General features: G+C 64.2%; 23 protein-coding genes. All 23 read left to right on the top strand.

All coding sequences use genetic code 11. The features are described 5' to 3' along the window. Positions 1 to 25: 25 nt before the first annotated feature. Positions 26 to 478, top strand: a complete 453-nt coding sequence (mntR, locus tag C7438_RS01985; protein WP_121443661.1) for a transcriptional regulator MntR — start codon at positions 26 to 28, stop codon at positions 476 to 478. Continuing rightward, positions 475 to 1,221 carry an MBL fold metallo-hydrolase gene (locus tag C7438_RS01980; RefSeq protein ID WP_170143482.1) on the top strand — a complete coding sequence of 249 codons (747 nt, stop codon included), beginning with the start codon at positions 475 to 477 and terminating at the stop codon, positions 1,219 to 1,221. Before mntR ends, C7438_RS01980 begins: the two co-directional genes overlap by 4 nt. A gap of 153 nt (positions 1,222 to 1,374) precedes the next feature. Further along, positions 1,375 to 1,845, top strand: coding sequence for a hypothetical protein (locus C7438_RS01975; RefSeq protein ID WP_121443660.1), 471 nt, complete (start codon positions 1,375 to 1,377; stop codon positions 1,843 to 1,845). Continuing rightward, positions 1,842 to 2,282 (top strand): type II 3-dehydroquinate dehydratase, encoded by a 441-nt coding sequence (aroQ, locus tag C7438_RS01970; protein WP_121443659.1) that lies wholly within the window; start codon positions 1,842 to 1,844, stop codon positions 2,280 to 2,282. The genes C7438_RS01975 and aroQ overlap by 4 nt, the downstream gene beginning before the upstream one ends. Before the next feature lie 112 nt (positions 2,283 to 2,394). Then, positions 2,395 to 3,501 carry a M24 family metallopeptidase gene (locus C7438_RS01965; protein ID WP_170143481.1) on the top strand — a complete coding sequence of 369 codons (1,107 nt, stop codon included), beginning with the start codon at positions 2,395 to 2,397 and terminating at the stop codon, positions 3,499 to 3,501. Between the two features lie 159 nt (positions 3,502 to 3,660). Continuing rightward, on the top strand, positions 3,661 to 4,218 hold the full coding sequence (gene efp, locus C7438_RS01960; RefSeq protein WP_121443657.1) for an elongation factor P: 558 nt from the start codon (positions 3,661 to 3,663) through the stop codon (positions 4,216 to 4,218). Between the two features lie 216 nt (positions 4,219 to 4,434). Continuing rightward, a complete protein-coding gene (locus tag C7438_RS01955) occupies positions 4,435 to 5,172 on the top strand; it encodes a CD1247 N-terminal domain-containing protein (RefSeq protein ID WP_121443656.1) in 738 nt (245 codons plus the stop codon). Between the two features lie 212 nt (positions 5,173 to 5,384). After that, the gene (locus C7438_RS01950) at positions 5,385 to 6,467 is read left to right on the top strand and encodes an AAA ATPase domain-containing protein (protein WP_121443655.1); all 1,083 of its coding nucleotides are present in this window, start codon (positions 5,385 to 5,387) and stop codon (positions 6,465 to 6,467) included. Continuing rightward, a complete protein-coding gene (gene spoIIIAB / locus C7438_RS01945) occupies positions 6,464 to 7,024 on the top strand; it encodes a stage III sporulation protein AB (RefSeq protein ID WP_121443654.1) in 561 nt (186 codons plus the stop codon). The genes C7438_RS01950 and spoIIIAB overlap by 4 nt, the downstream gene beginning before the upstream one ends. Before the next feature lie 91 nt (positions 7,025 to 7,115). Next, positions 7,116 to 7,328, top strand: coding sequence for a SpoIIIAC/SpoIIIAD family protein (locus C7438_RS01940; protein WP_121443653.1), 213 nt, complete (start codon positions 7,116 to 7,118; stop codon positions 7,326 to 7,328). An 80-nt stretch (positions 7,329 to 7,408) separates the two neighbouring features. Next, positions 7,409 to 7,798, top strand: a complete 390-nt coding sequence (spoIIIAD, locus tag C7438_RS01935; protein ID WP_170143480.1) for a stage III sporulation protein AD — start codon at positions 7,409 to 7,411, stop codon at positions 7,796 to 7,798. An 11-nt stretch (positions 7,799 to 7,809) separates the two neighbouring features. Then, positions 7,810 to 9,144: a stage III sporulation protein AE gene (gene spoIIIAE, locus C7438_RS01930; RefSeq protein ID WP_121443651.1), complete on the top strand. Its 1,335-nt coding sequence runs from the start codon at positions 7,810 to 7,812 to the stop codon at positions 9,142 to 9,144. A 56-nt stretch (positions 9,145 to 9,200) separates the two neighbouring features. Beyond that, positions 9,201 to 9,911, top strand: coding sequence for a stage III sporulation protein AF (locus tag C7438_RS01925; protein WP_170143479.1), 711 nt, complete (start codon positions 9,201 to 9,203; stop codon positions 9,909 to 9,911). A gap of 63 nt (positions 9,912 to 9,974) precedes the next feature. Then, positions 9,975 to 10,589, top strand: a complete 615-nt coding sequence (locus C7438_RS01920; RefSeq protein ID WP_121443649.1) for a SpoIIIAG-related protein — start codon at positions 9,975 to 9,977, stop codon at positions 10,587 to 10,589. A gap of 48 nt (positions 10,590 to 10,637) precedes the next feature. Then, entirely contained in the window at positions 10,638 to 11,201 is a 564-nt protein-coding gene (locus tag C7438_RS01915; protein ID WP_121443648.1) for a SpoIIIAH-like family protein, read from the top strand. 210 nt (positions 11,202 to 11,411) lie between these two features. Then, positions 11,412 to 11,933 (top strand): acetyl-CoA carboxylase biotin carboxyl carrier protein, encoded by a 522-nt coding sequence (gene accB, locus C7438_RS01910; RefSeq protein WP_170143478.1) that lies wholly within the window; start codon positions 11,412 to 11,414, stop codon positions 11,931 to 11,933. A gap of 1 nt (position 11,934) precedes the next feature. Then, on the top strand, positions 11,935 to 13,308 hold the full coding sequence (accC, locus tag C7438_RS01905; protein WP_121443646.1) for an acetyl-CoA carboxylase biotin carboxylase subunit: 1,374 nt from the start codon (positions 11,935 to 11,937) through the stop codon (positions 13,306 to 13,308). Positions 13,309 to 13,383: 75 nt separating this feature from the next. After that, positions 13,384 to 13,806 (top strand): Asp23/Gls24 family envelope stress response protein, encoded by a 423-nt coding sequence (locus tag C7438_RS01900; RefSeq protein WP_121443645.1) that lies wholly within the window; start codon positions 13,384 to 13,386, stop codon positions 13,804 to 13,806. Between the two features lie 21 nt (positions 13,807 to 13,827). Then, on the top strand, positions 13,828 to 14,379 hold the full coding sequence (amaP, locus tag C7438_RS01895) for an alkaline shock response membrane anchor protein AmaP (RefSeq protein WP_121443644.1): 552 nt from the start codon (positions 13,828 to 13,830) through the stop codon (positions 14,377 to 14,379). A 12-nt stretch (positions 14,380 to 14,391) separates the two neighbouring features. Continuing rightward, complete coding sequence (locus C7438_RS01890) at positions 14,392 to 14,664, top strand: DUF2273 domain-containing protein (protein WP_147401960.1); 273 nt, start codon at positions 14,392 to 14,394, stop codon at positions 14,662 to 14,664. Then, complete coding sequence (gene nusB, locus C7438_RS01885) at positions 14,630 to 15,100, top strand: transcription antitermination factor NusB (RefSeq protein WP_121443642.1); 471 nt, start codon at positions 14,630 to 14,632, stop codon at positions 15,098 to 15,100. The genes C7438_RS01890 and nusB overlap by 35 nt, the downstream gene beginning before the upstream one ends. Before the next feature lie 2 nt (positions 15,101 to 15,102). Beyond that, positions 15,103 to 15,951: a bifunctional methylenetetrahydrofolate dehydrogenase/methenyltetrahydrofolate cyclohydrolase FolD gene (folD, locus tag C7438_RS01880; protein WP_121443641.1), complete on the top strand. Its 849-nt coding sequence runs from the start codon at positions 15,103 to 15,105 to the stop codon at positions 15,949 to 15,951. A 48-nt stretch (positions 15,952 to 15,999) separates the two neighbouring features. Next, a complete protein-coding gene (gene xseA / locus C7438_RS01875) occupies positions 16,000 to 17,508 on the top strand; it encodes an exodeoxyribonuclease VII large subunit (protein WP_170143477.1) in 1,509 nt (502 codons plus the stop codon).

Here is a 17,508-nt window from a genome sequence, read left to right as displayed (position 1 = left end):
ATGTATGCGACACGGAGGGATGGCCATGCGCACCCCGAGCATGGAAGACTACCTCGAGGCCATCTTCAACCTCATCCGCGAGAAGGGATATGCCCGCGTGGCCGATGTGGCCGAACTTTTGGGCGTTCACCCTTCCTCCGTGACGAAGATGGTACAAAAGCTGGACGAGCACGAATACGTAAAGTACGAGCGCTACCGCGGCTTCGTCCTCACGTCCAAGGGGAAGAAACTCGGGCGCAGGTTGGCGGACAGGCACGAACTTTTGGAAGAGTTCCTCCAACGGTTGGGGGTGCCCGATTCGGCCGTCGCCCGCGACGTCGAGGGAATGGAGCACCACGTGAGTCCGGAGACGCTCGACGCGCTAGGAGACCTCCTGCGGTTTTTCGCAGAGCACCCGGAAGTGTACGCCGAGTTTCTCGCCTTTCGCGCCCGCGCATCCGAAGATGGGGAAGACGAGAGGGAGGAGGAGAACCCGTGAGAGGAGAACTCCTCGTTTTAGGCAGCTTCGGCGCCTATCCGGAGGCGGGGAACGGAACGGCCGGGTACCTCCTTACTGCCGGGTCGTTTCGCCTGCTTCTCGATGCGGGTAGCGGTGTCCTCCGCGAACTTCTGCAGACGCACCGCTACGAGGACGTGTCCGCGTGCATCCTCAGCCACTACCACTTCGACCACGCGGCCGACCTCGGCCCTCTCCTCTACGCCCAGCAGCTTTTGCGCGAGCGGAAGTCCCTTCCACCGTTCGCCGTGTACGTGCCCCGTGAGCCCGAAGGGGCCGCTTCGCCGTACGTCGGGATTCCCGGGACGGAGGTCCATCTCTACGCAGAGGACGAGGTCCGAACGATCGGCCCGTGGCGCGTGCGCTTTCGCCGTACGCAGCATTCCGTCCCCGCCTTTGCCGTACGTTTGGAGCTGGACGACCTCCACGTCGTCTACACCGCCGACGCCGCCTACGCAGACGACCTCGTCGCCTTTGCGCGCGGTGCCTCGCTCCTCCTCGCCGACGCGTTTTTCTACGCCGGGGAGGAGGACAAGGCTTCGGCCCGCGGTCACATGACCTCGCGCCAGGCGGGGAGGTTGGCCCGCGAGGCAGGCGTCCGAACCCTCGTCCTCACGCACCTCCCCCACGAGGGGATCCCTGTCCTCCTCGTCGAGGAGGCAAAGGCAGAGTTCCCCGGAGAGGTCCTCCTCGCTTCTCCCGGACTTCGGATTCCTCTTTCGTAACGCGTTCCTCCGAAGCGGAAACGGATCGTCTGCAAAAGGTGCGGCGGGCGTTAGGGTTTTCGGCTTTTGGCGCATACTCCTCCTAGAACCTGCCCGCTTGCCGTATTCGTTTCTCATACCTCCGAGCCGGGGCAGGACGACGGGGGTGTTTCCGTGAACGGCAGGACTTCGATCGAACGCCGCCGCAGCCGACGGCGGGAAGGCGAGGGGACAAATCCGATCGCCAAGGCCTTTGAGGTGGCCACCTTTGCCGCCCTCTTCGTGAGCCTTGCAGGATACGCCCTGTTTGCTCTGAACCTGAGCACGCTGTCTCCCGTGGACCTCCTTCGCCCCTTTCTCGCCGTACCCGTGCGCATTACGCCCGCCCACGTCTTTCTCTCGTTTCTCCTCGTCTGGGGCACGTCCCTCCTCTTCGCCCTCGCCTACGTGTACACCCTAGGACGGAGACCGTGGCCCCACTTCGGAATCGTCTTCGGCCTCCTCCTCGGGTTTCTCCTCGTCGGTCGGGAGGCCGACGCGCGCACGTTGGCGGCGGTCTACAGCCTATCCGTGCTGTACGGCCTTTTCCTCACCTATTCGTTAACCGTGGAATTCACGAGCCCCGAGAGAGGAGGAAGTGCGTGAGGATCCGCGTCATTCACGGCCCCAACCTCCACCTCTTGGGGCGCCGAGAGCCGGAAGTGTACGGGACGACCACATTGGCAGAAATCAACCGCCGTCTCGAAGGGCTGGCCGCCGAGCTGGGGGTGAGCGTGTACGCTACGCAGTCCAACCACGAAGGCGAGATCGTCACGTGGATTGGCGAGCTCGTCGAGGGATGGGACGGACTCATCCTGAACCCGGCGGCCTACACGCACACGTCCGTGGCAATCCGCGACGCCGTAAAGGCCGTCGGGATTCCCACGGTAGAGGTCCACCTTTCCAACGTCCACGCGCGCGAGCCGTTTCGCCGAAAGAGCCTCATCGCCCCCGTAGCTCTCGCCCAAATCTCGGGATTCGGCGCCTCGGTGTACGAGGTCGCGCTTTGGGGGTTGGTGCGCTACCTACGCGGTGCCCGGTAGGGCGACGGGTGCGGAGTTTCGGACGTCTCTCGTAGGTCGAGTTCCTCGTCACGGAGGTGAACGCGGGCGCGGGGAGCCAGAGCCGTGGGCACTCCCGTCGTCCCGGCCATACGTGGAACATGAAGAACGCGAGTATTTCCGTTCCCGCCGCGAGCGACTTCTCGCCCGGCTGGCGGACGCGGGGTTCTACGGCGCCCTCATCTCCCGTCCCGAAGATCGCCGTTACCTTTCGGGATTCACGGGATCGAGCGGCCTTCTCCTCCTCACGCGCGAGGAGGCGATCCTCTTCACGGACTTTCGCTACCTCGAACAGGCGGGACGTGAATGTCCCGGGGTGCGCGTCGTAGACCACGAACGGAAACCCGAGGAAGCCGTAGTGCGCGCCGTCTGCACATCCCGTCCGGCCCGCGTCGCCTTCCAAGGCGACGCGATGAGCGTGCGCGCGTACGAGCGCCTTCTTGCCGTCACCCGCGAGGTGTGCCCTGAGGTGCGCTGGGAGGATGCAGGAGAAGCGCTCGAAGGCCTTCGTGTGCGCAAGGATCCTCCCGAGCTCGCCAAAATCCGGCGGGCGGTAGAGATTGCGGAAGCGGCGTTCCGCGCGGTGCTTCCGGAGATTCGCCCCGGCCGGACGGAACGCCAGGTTGCCTGGGCCTTGGAGCGGGCCATGCGCGAGGCAGGCGCTGAGGCGACGGCCTTCCCCCCCATCGTCGTTTCGGGGGTACGCGGGAGTTTGCCCCACGGAATGCCGACGGACAAGCCCCTCGCCTGCGGCGAGCTCGTCACCCTCGACTTCGGCGCCGTGTATGAAGGATACGTGTCCGACCTCACACGCACCGTGGCCCTCTGCGATCCCCCGGAGGCGCTTCTGCGGATCTACGAGACCGTCCTCGCGGCCCAGCTCCGAGCTGTGGCCCGCGTGCGGGCCGGCGTCACCGCCGAGGAGGTCGACGCCGCGGCGAGGGAGACGATCGAGCGTGCGGGCTACGGAAAGTACTTCGGCCACGCTACGGGGCACGGCATCGGCCTCGCCGTACACGAAGATCCGACGATCGGTCCCGGCCGCGCCACGCCTCTGAAGGCGGGATCGGTGGTCACGATCGAACCGGGGATTTACGTGCCCGACCTTGGAGGGGTGCGCATCGAGGACGACGTCCTCGTAGGCGAGTCGGGCGCGGTGCTCCTCTCTACGTTGCCCAAAGAGCTCCTTCGGCTGCGTTGAGGCGACCGCCCCGCAGTGGGAAAAACGGCAAGCTTTACATCTTGGGCTCGCCTCGGTACAATGGAAGTCGCGGTTTTCCCCGGGGGCCGATGGTCTTTCTCGGGGGTTTCGAAACGCAACCCGTACGCGCCCCGTACGGGAGAGAAGGGAAGGGCAGGCGTGATCTCCACCAACGACTTCTACACCGGCGCTGTCGTCATCTGGGAAAACGACCCCTGGCAGGTACTCGAATTCATGCACGTGAAACCCGGGAAGGGGTCGCCCTTTGTCCGCGCGAAGCTCAAGAACCTCCGCACGGGAAACATCCGCGAGACGACGTTTCGTGCAGGGGAGAAGCTTCCGCGGGCTGACGTGCGCACGCGCGAAATGCAGTTCCTCTACGCTTCCGGCGACGACTACGTGTTTATGGACACGGAAACCTTCGAACAGGTGACCATCCCGCGTTCGCGCCTCGAGCACGAGGTGAACTTCCTCAAGGAAAACCTCACGGTGCATGTCATGTTTTACGGCGACGAGGTACTCGGAATCGATCTGCCGCAGACGGTGACGCTCCAAGTGGTGGAGACGGAGCCGGGGATCCGCGGCGATACGGTTTCCGGAGCGACGAAGCCTGCGAAGCTCGAGACCGGGTACGTCGTACAGGTACCGCTCTTCGTCAACCAAGGGGACTGGATCGTCGTGGACACGCGAAGCGGGGAGTACGTATCCCGCGCCTGACGCCCGGATTCTTCCCGGGCGTTTTTTCATGCGCCCAAGCTCGTCCGCGTCTAGGTTTTGATGTTTCCAAGCATACCCAAAGCGATATGATAGAGGTGTGGGGACGGGCATGGAACCGACCCGGTATCGGCCATACTACGAAGAGAAACGGCGAGGCATGCGGCGACGTTCGGAGCCTCATCCCCATCTCAACCTAACGTGAGGGAGGTCCACGCGATGGAGATGCGCGAACGCCTTGCCTTTTTGCGCGGTAAGATCGAAGGCCTCGGTTGGGAAACGACGACTCGGGAAGGGGTGCTCTTTCAAGACCTGCTCGACTTCCTCGAGCAACTCGTCTCCCGTGTAGAAGCCCTGGAATCCCGGTTGGAAGAACAGGAGATGTACCTCGACGCCATCGACGAAGACCTCATGGACATCGAGGAGGAACTCTCCGGCGAAGACGAAGACGAGGACGAGGACGAAGAGTGGGAGGAGGACGAAGAAGAGGAAGACGAAGACGAGGATTGGGAAGATTGGGAAGACGACGAAGACGAAGACGAGGAATGGGAGGACGAAGACGAAGAAGAGTGGGACGAAGACGAGGACGAGGATTGGGAAGAAGACGAAGAGGACGAGGAAGACGAAGATTGGGAGGACGAAGAAGAGGAGGAAGAGGAGGACAAGCGGGGGCGCGCCGGGAAGAATCGGACGAAGGCCTCCGCCCGCGACGAGGAAGAGGAGGGGGAGTTTATCGAAATCGAGTGCCCACACTGCGGCACGCCCCTCCTCGTAAGCGAAGCATGGCTGGGAAGTGAGTTGGTAAAGGTCGTCTGTCCGGAATGCGGCCAGCCTTTCTGGATTTCCGTCGAAGAAGGACACGCGCCGACCCAGATCCTCGAACTCGAGCTGGGCTCGGCGGAGGCAGAGGCGGAAGAGGACGAAGAGCCTGCGTACGTAGCCATTCGCGCTCGATGACCCCTTCCCGCCTTAGGCTTTCGGAAAAAGCGCGGCGGCGCACGGCGCCGCCGCGCTTTTTCTTTTCGGGCTCCGTGACGTGCGGATGCGGGCCGTGCCGGTGTACCCCCGATGTCGGTCTAGGAGGAGACGAACGGGCATAGGGATGAAGCAAACCCCGTTGTCCACATCGGATTTTCCGCCGGAGAGAGTGGGGCAGAGGAGGTGGCGGGGTGCGGCCCGACGCTTACGTGCCTTCCTTCCCGGAGGCACTCTTCGCCCTGTTTCCCGAGAGCGTTCGTCCGGCGCTCCGTCGCTTGGCGCGGGATTTCGGAGAACGGTTGGAAGAAATCCGCATCCGCAAAGGGCGCCCGTTGGAGATCGTGGCCCCTCCGGAGGAGGGCTTTCTGCGAGGGGACGGACGACTGATCTCGGTACCCGAGGAAGCGCTCCGTTTACACGTCGAGGAGTTCGAACGCCTCGTAGCTCGACTCACGGAGTACTCGACGTACGCGCGGGAAAGCGGGTGGCGGGAGGGGTTTCTCTATCTGCCCGGCGGACATCGCGTCGGCCTCTCCGGACGCGGAACCCCACTCCCGGACGGAGGATTTCGCCTCGTCGAAGTGAGCTCGCTGAATATCCGCCTGGCCCGGACCTTGGAAGGGGCGGCCGCCCCCCTGTACCCGTACGTGTTTTCTTCGGCTCGGCGCGATGCGCCCCCTTCGTTGCTCCTCATCGGACCCCCGCGTTCGGGGAAAACGACGGTCCTCCGCGACCTCGTACAACGGGCGTCGGACGGAATTCCCGGCGTGTGGCGGGGGTCCCGCGTCGCCCTCGTCGACGAACGTGGCGAGCTGGCTTCGCTTGCCGATGGGGTTCCCCGACTTCCTGTGGGGGCGCGGACAGACGTGTACGAAGGAGTTCCTAAGTCCGCGGCGCTCGCCATGGCCCTCCGAAGCATGGCCCCGGCAGTCGTCGCCGTAGACGAACTCGCCTCCCGCGAGGAGCTGGCACTCCTCTGGGACATGCGTCGGGCCGGCGTTGCCGTGTGGGCAACGGCCCACGCCCCCTCGCGGGAGGATTTCCTTCGGCGGTTGGTCGCGGCCGACTTACTCCTCCCCTTCGACCTCTATGTCGTCCTTCGGCGCGGTGCCTTCCTTCCAGAAGTTGCGTCGATCGAAGATGCTTCGGGGAAGACGCTCTACCGTTCCACAGCCGAACCCCGAGGTTTCGGTCGCTCCGATCGTCCCGAGGTACGCCCCCGCGGAGTTCTTGCTTCCGAAGGATCCGCAAGCTTTGGACGGCGGGAGGCTTGACGTTTCGGATTCGGGAAGTTCCGAGGATCGGGAAAGGGACGGGGAAGGCGATGAAGCCCCTTCTCTTTTTCGCACTGCTCTTTTTCGGCGCGGGCGTCGGATGGAACGCCGGAGAGCGGTACCGAAGGCGGACGCGCCTGTTGGGCGCCTTTCGCCAGGCGTTCGTCCTCTTGGAACTCGAAGTGCTCGTCCGCAGGGTGCCCCTACCCGAGGTAGCGCGTGAACTCGCCGCAGAGGGTCCCGAAGAACTTCGGGGGTTTTTTGCCGACCTCGCCCGTAGACTCGCGGAAGGCGCGCGCTCCTTCGGCGAGGCTTGGGATGCCGCACTCGAACCGCTCGTCCCGAACCTGCGGGAAGCGGACCGACGCCTCTTGCGGGCAGCGGGATCGACGCTGGGGCGAGGAGACGTGGAACACGCGGCGCGCGTCTTCCGCCGCACGGACGAAGAACTTGCGCGCCGCATCGAAGAAGCCCTCGAAGAGGAGCGGCGGTACGCGGGGCTCTACCGCAACCTCGGATTTTTGGGAGGGCTCGCCCTGGGAATCCTCGTCCTCTAGGCGACGTCCCTCCTCGGTCGGAAGCGTTCTTCCCTCCTCCTCCCCTGCGGATCACGACGCGCGGCACGCGCCGAAAGCGGGAGGGAAGCGGATGTTCGACGCCTTAGGCCTCGACGTGCACCGGGTCCTCACCCTTGCGGCCTTCGCGATCCTCCTGAGCATCGTCCACGCCGTTCTCAAACAGGCGGGAAAGGAAGAGTGGGCCCAGCTCATCACGTACCTCGGGTTTCTCGCCGGATTGTACCTCGTAGTCGATGCCACGTACCGCCTGTTCGCCCAACTCGAACGCCTCTTTCGCCTTTGATCCCGCCGGTTTCGGCCAAGGACGGCCTCGGAAAAGGGTCGAACGCGCAGCCGCCGTGTCCGATTGTGGGGCGATGTCCTGTGGAAATCGTGCACATCGTGGCCCTCGCCCTCGTGGCGACGGCGCTCAACCTCCTTTTGCGCGAACGCTTCCCCGCATTTGCGCTCTTCGTCAGCCTGCTCGTGGGCATCGCGATCTTTTTCTCCCTGCTCGACGCCCTGCGCCTCATCTTCGACGCCCTCTTCGGTCTCGCGGAGAAGACGCACGTGCGCGTCCCCCACCTCGAAATCCTCCTCAAAATCCTCGGAATCGCTTACCTCACGGAATTTGCTGCCCAGCTGAGCCGCGACGCGCACGAAGAGGCCGTGGCCAAAAAGGTCGAACTGGCGGGTCGTGTGCTCATCCTCCTTCTCGCCTTGCCGCTTCTCGAAACTCTCGTCGAGTCCATTTCCGGACTACTCACGCCGTAGGGGGGAACGCGGTGCGGCTTCCGGTTCCTCCGCTCCAGCGCCTTTTGCTCGCGGGCGCGCTCCTTGTCTTCGCCGCGTCCTTCCTCGCTGTTTTCGAGGAGCCGACTTCGGCATACGCGGCCTCCTCCGCCGCTTCTGGGGGAGGATCCGAACCTTTCCGACCGTTCCGAGGAGACTCCTTGCCGCGCGCGGACCCGCCGACCTCCAATTCCCCTTCCTACGACCCGCGGTCCCGAAACGAAGGAGTCGCTTCTCCGGAACGCGAAGAAGCGCTTCTTCGGGAAATCGATCTGCGCGACCTGGAGCGCTGGTGGGAAGAGCTCCGCCGCGAATACGGCCCGTTCCTCCCCCGGGGTTACGACAGCTCCCTCGCGTCTCTCTTGCGGGAGCCGGGAATCCTCCTCAATCCGGGGGCCTTTCTCCGCGCCCTCGTCTCCTACACCTTTCGCGAAATCGGCGAGGTTTCGGGACGCCTCGGGGTGGTGCTCTTCCTCGCCCTCTTCCTTACGCTTCTCGAACACCTCGAGACGGCGTTTTCCTTTTCCGCGGGAGGGAAGGCGGCAACCACCGTCGGTTTCTTTCTCCTCGCCCTTTTCGCCTTTCAGGGGTTTTCCCTCGCCTACCGGGTGGCCCTGGACGGCACGTCGCGCATGGTCGAACTCATGGCGGCCGCGCTTCCGCTTTTCTTTGCCCTGTATACGACGGCAGGTCAGGCGTCTACGGCGGCCCTCCTTCACCCCGTGCTGGTTTCCTTTCTCGAACTCGCCTCGCTGTTGGTCTCCCGCCTCGTGTTTCCCCTCCTCTTCGTCTCGGCGGTGCTCGAAATCGTGAGTTCGCTAGCCCCCTCGTTTCCCCTGCACCGCCTGAGCCGCCTCTTTCGTCAGGGAGGGCTCGTCGTCCTCGGCATTACCCTTACGCTCTTCCTCGGGCTGACGGCCGTGTACGGCGGTGTGCTTGCGGCGGGCGACGGCCTCATCCTCCGGACGTCTAAGTTTGCCGCGAGCACCTTCCTTCCCTTTTTCGGAAAGATGTTTTCCGACGCCGTAGAAACGGTTTTCGGGACTTCTCTGCTTTTGCGCAACGCCGTCGGGGCGGTCGGCGTTGTCGCCCTCGCCTGGGCTACGTTTTTTCCCGCGCTGAAGGTGTTCGTCCTCGCCTTCCTTTACCAGTTCGCCGCCGCCCTCGTCGAACCGCTCGGCACGAAAGAAGTTCCCGCTCTCCTCGGGAAGATTTCCGAGGCTCTATACGCTCTCTTTACCGCGCTCATCCTCGTGGCCATCCTCTTCTTTTTGTTCGTGGCCGTGCTCGTCTTTCTCGCCTATCCCTACGCCGCGCTTGCCCTGTAGGGGCGGACGGCATGCGGTCGCTTGCTCAAGATTGTACGGCGTGGGAGGGAAGGGGGATGTCGGGGCTGTTTGCCTGGGTGAAGGAGCTGGTGGGCCTCATTCTCTTTGCCGCGTTGACAGAACTCCTCCTACCCGAGGGATCCTTGCGCAAATACGCCCGCTTCGCACTCTCCCTGGTCGTCCTCACGGCCCTCATCGGCCCCATCGCCTCGGCGCTCCACCGTCCTTGGGCGGCGGACGAGGACCTCCTCCGGCGCATCGACGAAATCCTGTCCCCGCCTAAAGGCGCCTCTTCGGCGGCGCGCCCGCCTTCGGGCGTTGCCGACGGAGACGGACGTTTCTCTCGGGAAGTGTTTCGAGAATCCGAAGGGCGTATCGCCCAAGCAATCGCGTCCCAGCTCGCATCCGCGGGACTTCCGGTAGAGCGGGTGAACGCTCGTCTCGAAGGGTCGTTGGCCCAGCCGCGCGTTGCCGAAGTCGTGGTCTATTTCACGGAAGGGCCGCGTACGGCTAGAAAAGACGAGCCGGGACACGTCTCCGTCACGGTACCCCCGATCGTCGTCTCGCAGGTGGTGCTCGCACCCGAAAGGAAGGTCGCGACGGAACCCGGATCCCTCGCCGCGTCTTCGACGGGTGCGCCGCCTTCCCGGCGGAACGAGACGCCGGAACACCGGGAGGTTGAGGACAAGGCGAGGCGACTCCTCGCCGAACGGTTCGGCCTTCCTTCGGAGGTGGTCCACGTCGTCTTTGCACCTGCAAAGGAGTGATCCCTTCGGCCGGGCGGGAAAGTCACCTCCCTCCTCAACTGGCCAGGCTTGGAGGGAACGACGATGTCGCACTTCCGTCTTCCCGAGTGGAGCGCCCTACCCTCGGGGACCAGGCACCGGATCTTCCTTCTCGCCCTCGTCGTCCTCGTCCTTCTGGGGGTGCACTTTGCCACCCCGGCTCCCCGTCCGAGCCCGCCGGTTCCACCTGCGGAAGACGTTCGGAAGGATACCCCGCCCTCCGACTCCGGCGGCGCGGCCTCTCCCGCCTTTCACCGATACGAAGCCGAGTACGAAAAGCGGATCACGGCACTGCTTGAGGAAGTCCTGGGTCCCGGAAACGTGCGCGTGTTCGTGACCGTCGACTCCTCGGAGGAAACGGTTTGGGAGACGCACGTTCGCTCTACGCGCACGGCGGTAGAAGAACGAGATGCGCAAGGCGGGACGCGGACCACGGGAGAAGAAACCCGCGAGGAGGAACCTGTTTCCCTGCGTTCCGGAGATCGGGAAACACCGATCATGCGCAAGGTCCTTCAACCCCGCATCCGCGGCGTCGTCGTCGTCGTCCGGGGTGCCGAGGATGCCCGCGTGAAGCTCTGGATCGTCGAAGCCGTAGGTCGCGCGTTTGACGTACCCGCCCACCGCATCGCCGTCGTCCCCATGCGGGGCACAAATCCGTGAGGGGACGACCGGGAAAGATCGGCAAGAAAGGAAAGGGGAGAAGGTGCCGTGAAGGACCGTCACCCGCAGACGTTTTGGTTCATGCTCATGCTCACGTTGCTCGCCGTGATGTCCGTGTACTACCTCTTCTTTTCCCAGCCCCCCGAAGGAGAAGTCGCCCGAAAGGACGAGGCGGCCCCTTCGGCGCAGTCGGCCTCGAACGCCACCGGCAAAGAAGCTGCATCGGGAGAAAAGGGAGACGTAGCCCTGAGGACGGCGCGGGGAGACGACGCCTTTGCCCTCCTCCGCCTCGAACGCGAGCAGAGCCGCTCGCGCATCCTCGAACAGTACTACTCGATCTTGAACGAAAAGACGGGAGACAAGGACGCGGTAGCGACGGCGAGCGCCCGCATCAGCCGACTGGAAGATCTGGAGAGCAAGGAAATCGCCCTCGAAGGGGCGATCAAGGCGGCCGGCTACCCGGACGCGGTGGTCATCCTCGACGAAGAGCGCGCCCACGTGTTTGTCAAGGCCAACGCGCTGAGCGCGGAAGAGGCGGTCAAGATCATCGGCATCGTCGCCAAGGAGGCGAATCTCAAAGGGACCGACGTCACGGTTACGGCGCGGCCGTGACCTCCCGTACGGACGGCGTTCCCTCGGGCGCCCCTTCTCCATAGGGAAGGGAACCCGATCTTCCGCCCCCGTCCGCTCGTGATATAATGGGAGCCGACTTCCCGGTCTTTCCCCGACTCTCGGGGTGGGGAGGAGGTCCCCCCGACTTTTGGAATGGGGTGGGGGTCGGGCGCAAGGACTCGGGAAACGCACGGTTCGGGAGGTCCGATCGTGGATATCTCGGAAATCAAAGAGCTCCTTCTCCTCTTTGACGCCTCGTCCCTTGCGTACTTCCGTTGGGAACGGGGAGACGAACGACTCGTCCTGCGGAAGACCCCGCGCGCGTCCGAAGCCACCGTCCTTCCCGGCGGAGGCGGGCCGGCGGGCGTCGTCTCGTATCCGGAGGCGAAATCCCGGGCGATTTGGGAAGAGGAGGGCGTCGCGTCCGAGCATGAGCGCCCTTCGGAGCTCCTCGAACCTTCGGAGACCGCTGAGGAGGCGTTCGAAGGCTTGGAGAGTGTGAGGGCGCCGCTCGTAGGAACGTTTTACTCGCGCCCGGAACCTACGGCGCCGCCCTTTGTGCGCGTGGGCGATCGCGTAACCCCGGATACGGTCGTATGCCTCATCGAGGCGATGAAGATCTTCAACGAAATCAAGGCCGGCGTTCACGGGATTGTGCACGCGGTCCTCGCGGAAGACGGCCAACTCGTCGAGTACGGGCAACCTCTCTTCCTCATCCGGAAGGAGGGGTAACGTGTTCTCCTCTCTCCTCGTGGCGAACCGCGGTGAGGTCGCCGTGCGCATCGTGCGCGCCGCCAAGGAGCTGGGAATCCGAACCATCGCCGTGTATTCGGAAGCCGATCGCGGGGCGCTCCACACGCGGCTTGCCGACGAGGCGTACTGCATAGGCCCGGCACCCGCTCAGGAGAGCTATTTGAACATCACGAACCTCCTCACCCTTGCGACGCTCCTCGGGGTCGACGCCGTCCACCCCGGGTACGGGTTTCTCGCGGAAAACGCGCGCTTTGCCGAACTCGTAGAAGAGGTGGGGATTACCTTCGTCGGCCCGCCTTCGGAGGTCATTGCCCGCATGGGCGACAAGGCTACGGCGCGGAGGACGATGCGTTCCCTGGGGATCCCCGTACTTCCGGGGACGGACATCCTCCACGACGTCGAAGAGGCCTTGCGCGAAGCGGAGGCGATCGGCTACCCCGTCCTCGTAAAGGCGACGGCGGGGGGCGGGGGACGGGGAATGCGCATCGCCCGCACCCCCGAAGAGCTCCGTGCCGCCTTCCGCACAGCCCAGCTTGAGGCGGAGCGCGCCTACGGGAATGGCGGCCTGTACTTGGAACGGTACGTAGAACGGTCCCGCCATATCGAAGTTCAAATCCTTGCGGACCGATACGGCAACGTCGTCCATCTGGGCGAGCGGGAGTGCTCGCTCCAGCGCCGGCACCAAAAGCTCCTCGAGGAGTCGCCGTCTCTTCCCCTGACTCCTGCTATGCGGGAAGAGCTGGGCGAACGCGTCGTACGCGCCGTGCGCGGTCTCGGGTACGTGGGGGCAGGGACACTGGAATTCCTCTACGACGTCCGCACGGGGGAACTCTTCTTTATCGAAATGAACACGCGCCTCCAGGTAGAGCACCCGGTGACCGAGTGGGTTACGGGGATCGACATCGTCCGCGAGACGATCCGCCTCGCCGCCGGCGAACCCCTGGAAATTCGACAAGAGGACGTCGTGCTCCGGGGTTGGTCCATAGAATGCCGGATCAACGCCGAAGATCCCGAGCGCGGGTTTCTCCCCACGCCCGGGCGTCTCGAACGCGTCCACCTTCCGGGGGGATTCGGCGTGCGCGTAGACACGTACGCAGAACCTGGTGCCGTGATCCCTCCGCACTACGACTCCCTCGTGGCAAAGCTCGTCGTGTGGGGAGAAACGCGGGACGAAGCCATCCGTCGCATGCGCCGCGCCCTCGACGAACTCGTCCTCGAAGGAGACCGCCTGCGGACGACGGCACCGCTCTGTCGGCAGATCGTCGATGATCCGCAGTTCGTCCGAGGAGATGTGCACACCGGCTTTTTGGAGGAGTTCCTCGCGTCGCGCCGGGCAGGCGTCGCCGGTTCCTGATGGCCTGCGGTCGTTTGGTTTGCTAGTGGTTTTTGGTATACTGGGAGAGAACGGCCAGGAGAGGAGTGGGCGCATATGGCGCACCTGGAAGGATCGTACCCCCACGAAGAAACGCCGCTGGGAAAGATCGTCATCGCTCCCGAAGTCGTCGCCACTATAGCCGGGATTGCCGCGCGGGAAGTGGAGGGCGTTGCCGATCTTTCCGGCGGATTCGTAGGAGACATTACGGAACGCATTGGCAGACGGCGGAACCTCACCAAGGGCGTCCAAGTCGAAGTCGGACAAGAAGAGGCGGCCGTGGATCTCTCCCTCGTTGTCGAATACGGGTATGCCCTTCCCCAAGTGGCCGGCCAGGTACAGGATGCCGTACGTCGGGCGATCGAGACGATGACGGGACTTCGCGTCGTCGAGGTGAACGTGCACATTGTGGACCTTCGCTTTCCCTCGCCCGCCCGTCCCCAGGAAGACGAGGAGAGCGAACCGCCCCGCGTTCGGTAGGAAAGAAGGGATGGGCCTGCGATGCACCCAGTAGACCGATTTTTCCTCAAGGTCTTTTCCTTCCTCGCCTTGTTGGCATCCCTTCTCCTCTTGATCGTCGGCCTCGGCGTGTTCGAAACCGGCGTGCTCGACGGCTTAGGGTACGTCTACGCGCGGGTAGAGCTACGCGCCGTGGTCCTCACGGTCGCGTTTTTGCTCCTCCTCGGCTCGCTCCGCTACCTCTTGTATCGTGCGGGCGAAGAAGAGCCTCCGGCGCTCCTCTCCCGAACGGAGTTGGGCGAGACCCGGATTTCGCTCGCGGCGATGGAGAGACTTGCGGAGCGCGTCGTCGAGGCGATACCCGGGATTCAGGAAACCCATGTGCGCTTCGTCCCTTCGGAAACCGAAGGGAACCGGTATACCATAAGCGTAAAGGTTTCCGGCGGAGAGCCGCTTCCCGACCTCGTCGGCCGTATTCAAAGTGAGGTCAAACAGGAAGTCGAAGAAGCGACCGGCGTCCCCATCCACCAAATCTCCGTCTACGTCGACAACGTAACCAAGGCGGGTTCCGTGCGCCGGAGGCGGGGCGAATAGGGGGGGTCGGCGGTGCGTGAGGAGCTTCGGGAGTGGCTCCGGGCTCATCCCGGAAGGGCGGGGATGCTCGCCTTCGCCACCCTCTTGAGTCTCGTCTTCCTCTTTTTCGGCTTTTGGAAGATGCTCGGCGTGGCGCTCATCTACGCCCTGTTTTACGAGATCGGGCGCTGGCTCGACGGGGATGGGGAGCTCCGGAAGCTCGTAATCCAGACGTTTCCGGAATTTTTTGTTTCGCGCAAGGGAGGACGCGATGAGTCGACGAAAGGCACGGGAAGCCGCCCTTAAGGCCCTCTACCGCATCGACCTCGTGGGAGGCGACGCCCGAGAAGCTCTCGCAGACCTGCGCGTCCCCGACGCATCTCGGGCGTACGCCTCTTTCCTCGTAGAGGGGGTCCTCGCGCACCTCGCCGAAATCGATGCGGAAATCTCAGCCCACCTCATCGACTGGACGCTCGACCGCCTTTCCCCGGTGGATCGGGCGATTTTGCGCATTGGAACGTTCGAGCTCCTCCACTCTCCCGACGTCCCTCCCCGGGTATCCCTAGACGAGGCCATCGAACTTGCCAAGCGCTACAGCGACGACCGTGCCCCGGCCTTTGTCAACGGCGTCCTCGCGAGCATCTACCGCGAGCGCCGGTTGTCCGAGGCGTCTGGCACAGGTCCCAATTCCGAGGACGCATCCGATTCCGGATCGGAGCCAGAAGAGGAAGGGAGACGGTAGACGTGGCCATACGCATCGACGGCAAACGGCTCGCCGAAATCGTCCGCAAGGAGGTGGCGCAGGAGGTCGAGGCCCTTACCGCTCGGGGGATCGTCCCGCACCTCGCCGTTCTCCTCGTGGGCGATGATCCCGCCTCGGAGGTGTACGTACGCCAGAAGGCGAAGGCCGCCCAAGAAGTGGGAATCCGCTCGACGGTTCGGCATCTTCCTGCCGAGGCATCGGAAGACGAAGTGCTCGCAGAAGTCGCAGCCCTCGCAGACGATGAGGACGTGGACGGGATTCTCGTTCAGCTGCCGCTGCCGCGCCACATTTCCGAGGCCCGCGTCCTCGAGGCAATTCCTCCCGAGAAGGACGTCGATGGGTTTACGCCCGTAAACATGGGGCGCATGCTCACGGGGGTAGGGGAGTACTTCGTCCCTTGCACCCCGCAAGGAGTCCTTCGGATTTTGCGCGAGACGGGGGTACCGCTTCGGGGAAAGCGTGCCGCCGTGATCGGGAGGAGCAACATCGTGGGGAAGCCCACCGCGCTCCTCCTCCTCGCTGAGGATATGACCGTAACCGTGCTCCATTCGCGTTCCGAACGACCGGAGGAAGTCACACGGGAAGCGGACGTCCTCGTGGTCGCGGTAGGGCGTCCCCACCTCGTCACCCGGAGTTATGTGAAGCCGGGGGCCGTGGTGGTGGACGTCGGGATCAACCGATTGGAGGACGGGCGGCTCGTCGGGGACGTCCACCCCGAGGTCGAAGAGATCGCGGGGTGGATCACTCCGGTGCCCGGTGGCGTGGGTCCGATGACCGTGGCCATGCTCCTCGCCAATACCCACCTTGCGGCCGTTCGTCGTAGGGCATAGGGTACGGGAGCTCGGAAACGAGCGTTGGCGGGGGAAGGAGGTAGGGACGTGCTTCGGGGGAAGGGCGGGAATGCGACGAACTCCTTTCTCAGCGTAAGGGCGCTTACGAACCTCGTTCGAAACACCATCCACAATAATCCGGTTCTCCAAAACGTTTGGGTGCAGGGGGAGGTTTCGAACTTCCGCCACCACTCCAGCGGGCACATGTACTTCAACTTGCAGGACGAGTCTGCACGGCTGAAGTGCGTGATGTTTTCAGGGGCTAACCAAGCCCTCACCTTTCGGCCGCGGGACGGAATCACGGTGATTGCCCGGGGGAGAATCGACGTTTACCTTCGTGGTGGGGAGTATCAGCTCATAGTTCAGGAAATGCATCCCTACGGGTTGGGGCTAAAGTTCCTCGAGTTCGAACGGCTCAAAAAGAAACTCGAAGCGGAGGGACTTTTCGCGCGCAAGCGGGCCCTTCCGCGCTTTCCCGAACGCATCGGCCTCATCACGTCGGAACACGGCGCCGCCGTTCACGACGTCCTTCGCACCCTTGCCCGCCTCTACCCGCGAGCAGAGGTCGTCTTTGCCCCCGCCCTCGTTCAGGGAGACGACGCCGTACCGTCTCTCTTGCGCGCGCTCGAGCGGCTTCGCAACCACCATCCCCCCGTAGACGTCCTCCTTGTCGTGCGTGGCGGGGGGGACATCGAAGACCTCTGGGTGTTCAACGACGAAACTCTCGTACGGGCGCTCTACGCCTTTCCTGCTCCTGTGGTTACGGGTATCGGTCACGAATCGGACGTGACTTTGGCCGACTTCGTCGCCGACCTTCGTGCCCCCACCCCAACCGGAGCCGCAGAACGTGTCGTTCCCGATCAGGAGATGCTCCTCGTCCACGTTCGGACCTTGGAGCAGCGGTTGTTCAACGGCTGGCGGATGCGCTTTCGGGCGGCGAAAGAGCGGGTAGAAAAGCTCGCACGCCGGCGCGTTTTCGCAGACCCATTGGGCTTTCTCGGCCCCTACCGCCAAACCTGTGACCGGCTCGAAGAGCGCCTCGAGCACGCCGTGCAGCGGTACGGCGAGCGGGCGCGCTTTCGCATTTTCCGCCTCGAAGACCGCCTCCGAGGTGCGGCAATTCGTCGCCTGTCGCTTGCGGCCGAACGCGCGCACGTCCAAAGCCTCCGCATTCGCCTGCACGGGGGGGTTGCCAGGTACGTCGACCATCGCCGACATGCCTTGGCGCTCCTCTCCCGACGCTTGGAAGGAGCGAACCCGTTGCGCCCGCTTGCGCGGGGGTACGCCTACCTTGCGGATGCATCGGGCCGCCCGCTCGTCCGCGCCGAAGACGTCTTTCGGGCGGGGAGGTTTACGGCCTACCTGTCGGATGGCGCGCTCCTCGCCGAGGCCTTGGAACTCCTTTCCGTTCGGCAGGAGGGGGGTCTCCCCGTGTGGCCCGCGGAAAGGCGCGATTTCGGGGCCCCGGCAGAGCGCGTGCCCCATGCGAAATCGGAGAAAACCGGAAGCCGCCGCGCAGACGCCGCACCCCCGCTTTCCGACGAGAAGTCGCCGTAG

Source organism: Brockia lithotrophica, assembly GCF_003633725.1.
Lineage (GTDB): Bacteria > Bacillota > Bacilli > Thermicanales > DSM-22653 > Brockia > Brockia lithotrophica.
The sequence above is the reverse complement of the archived record's forward strand: the minus strand, read 5'-3'. Positions and strand labels throughout refer to the sequence as shown.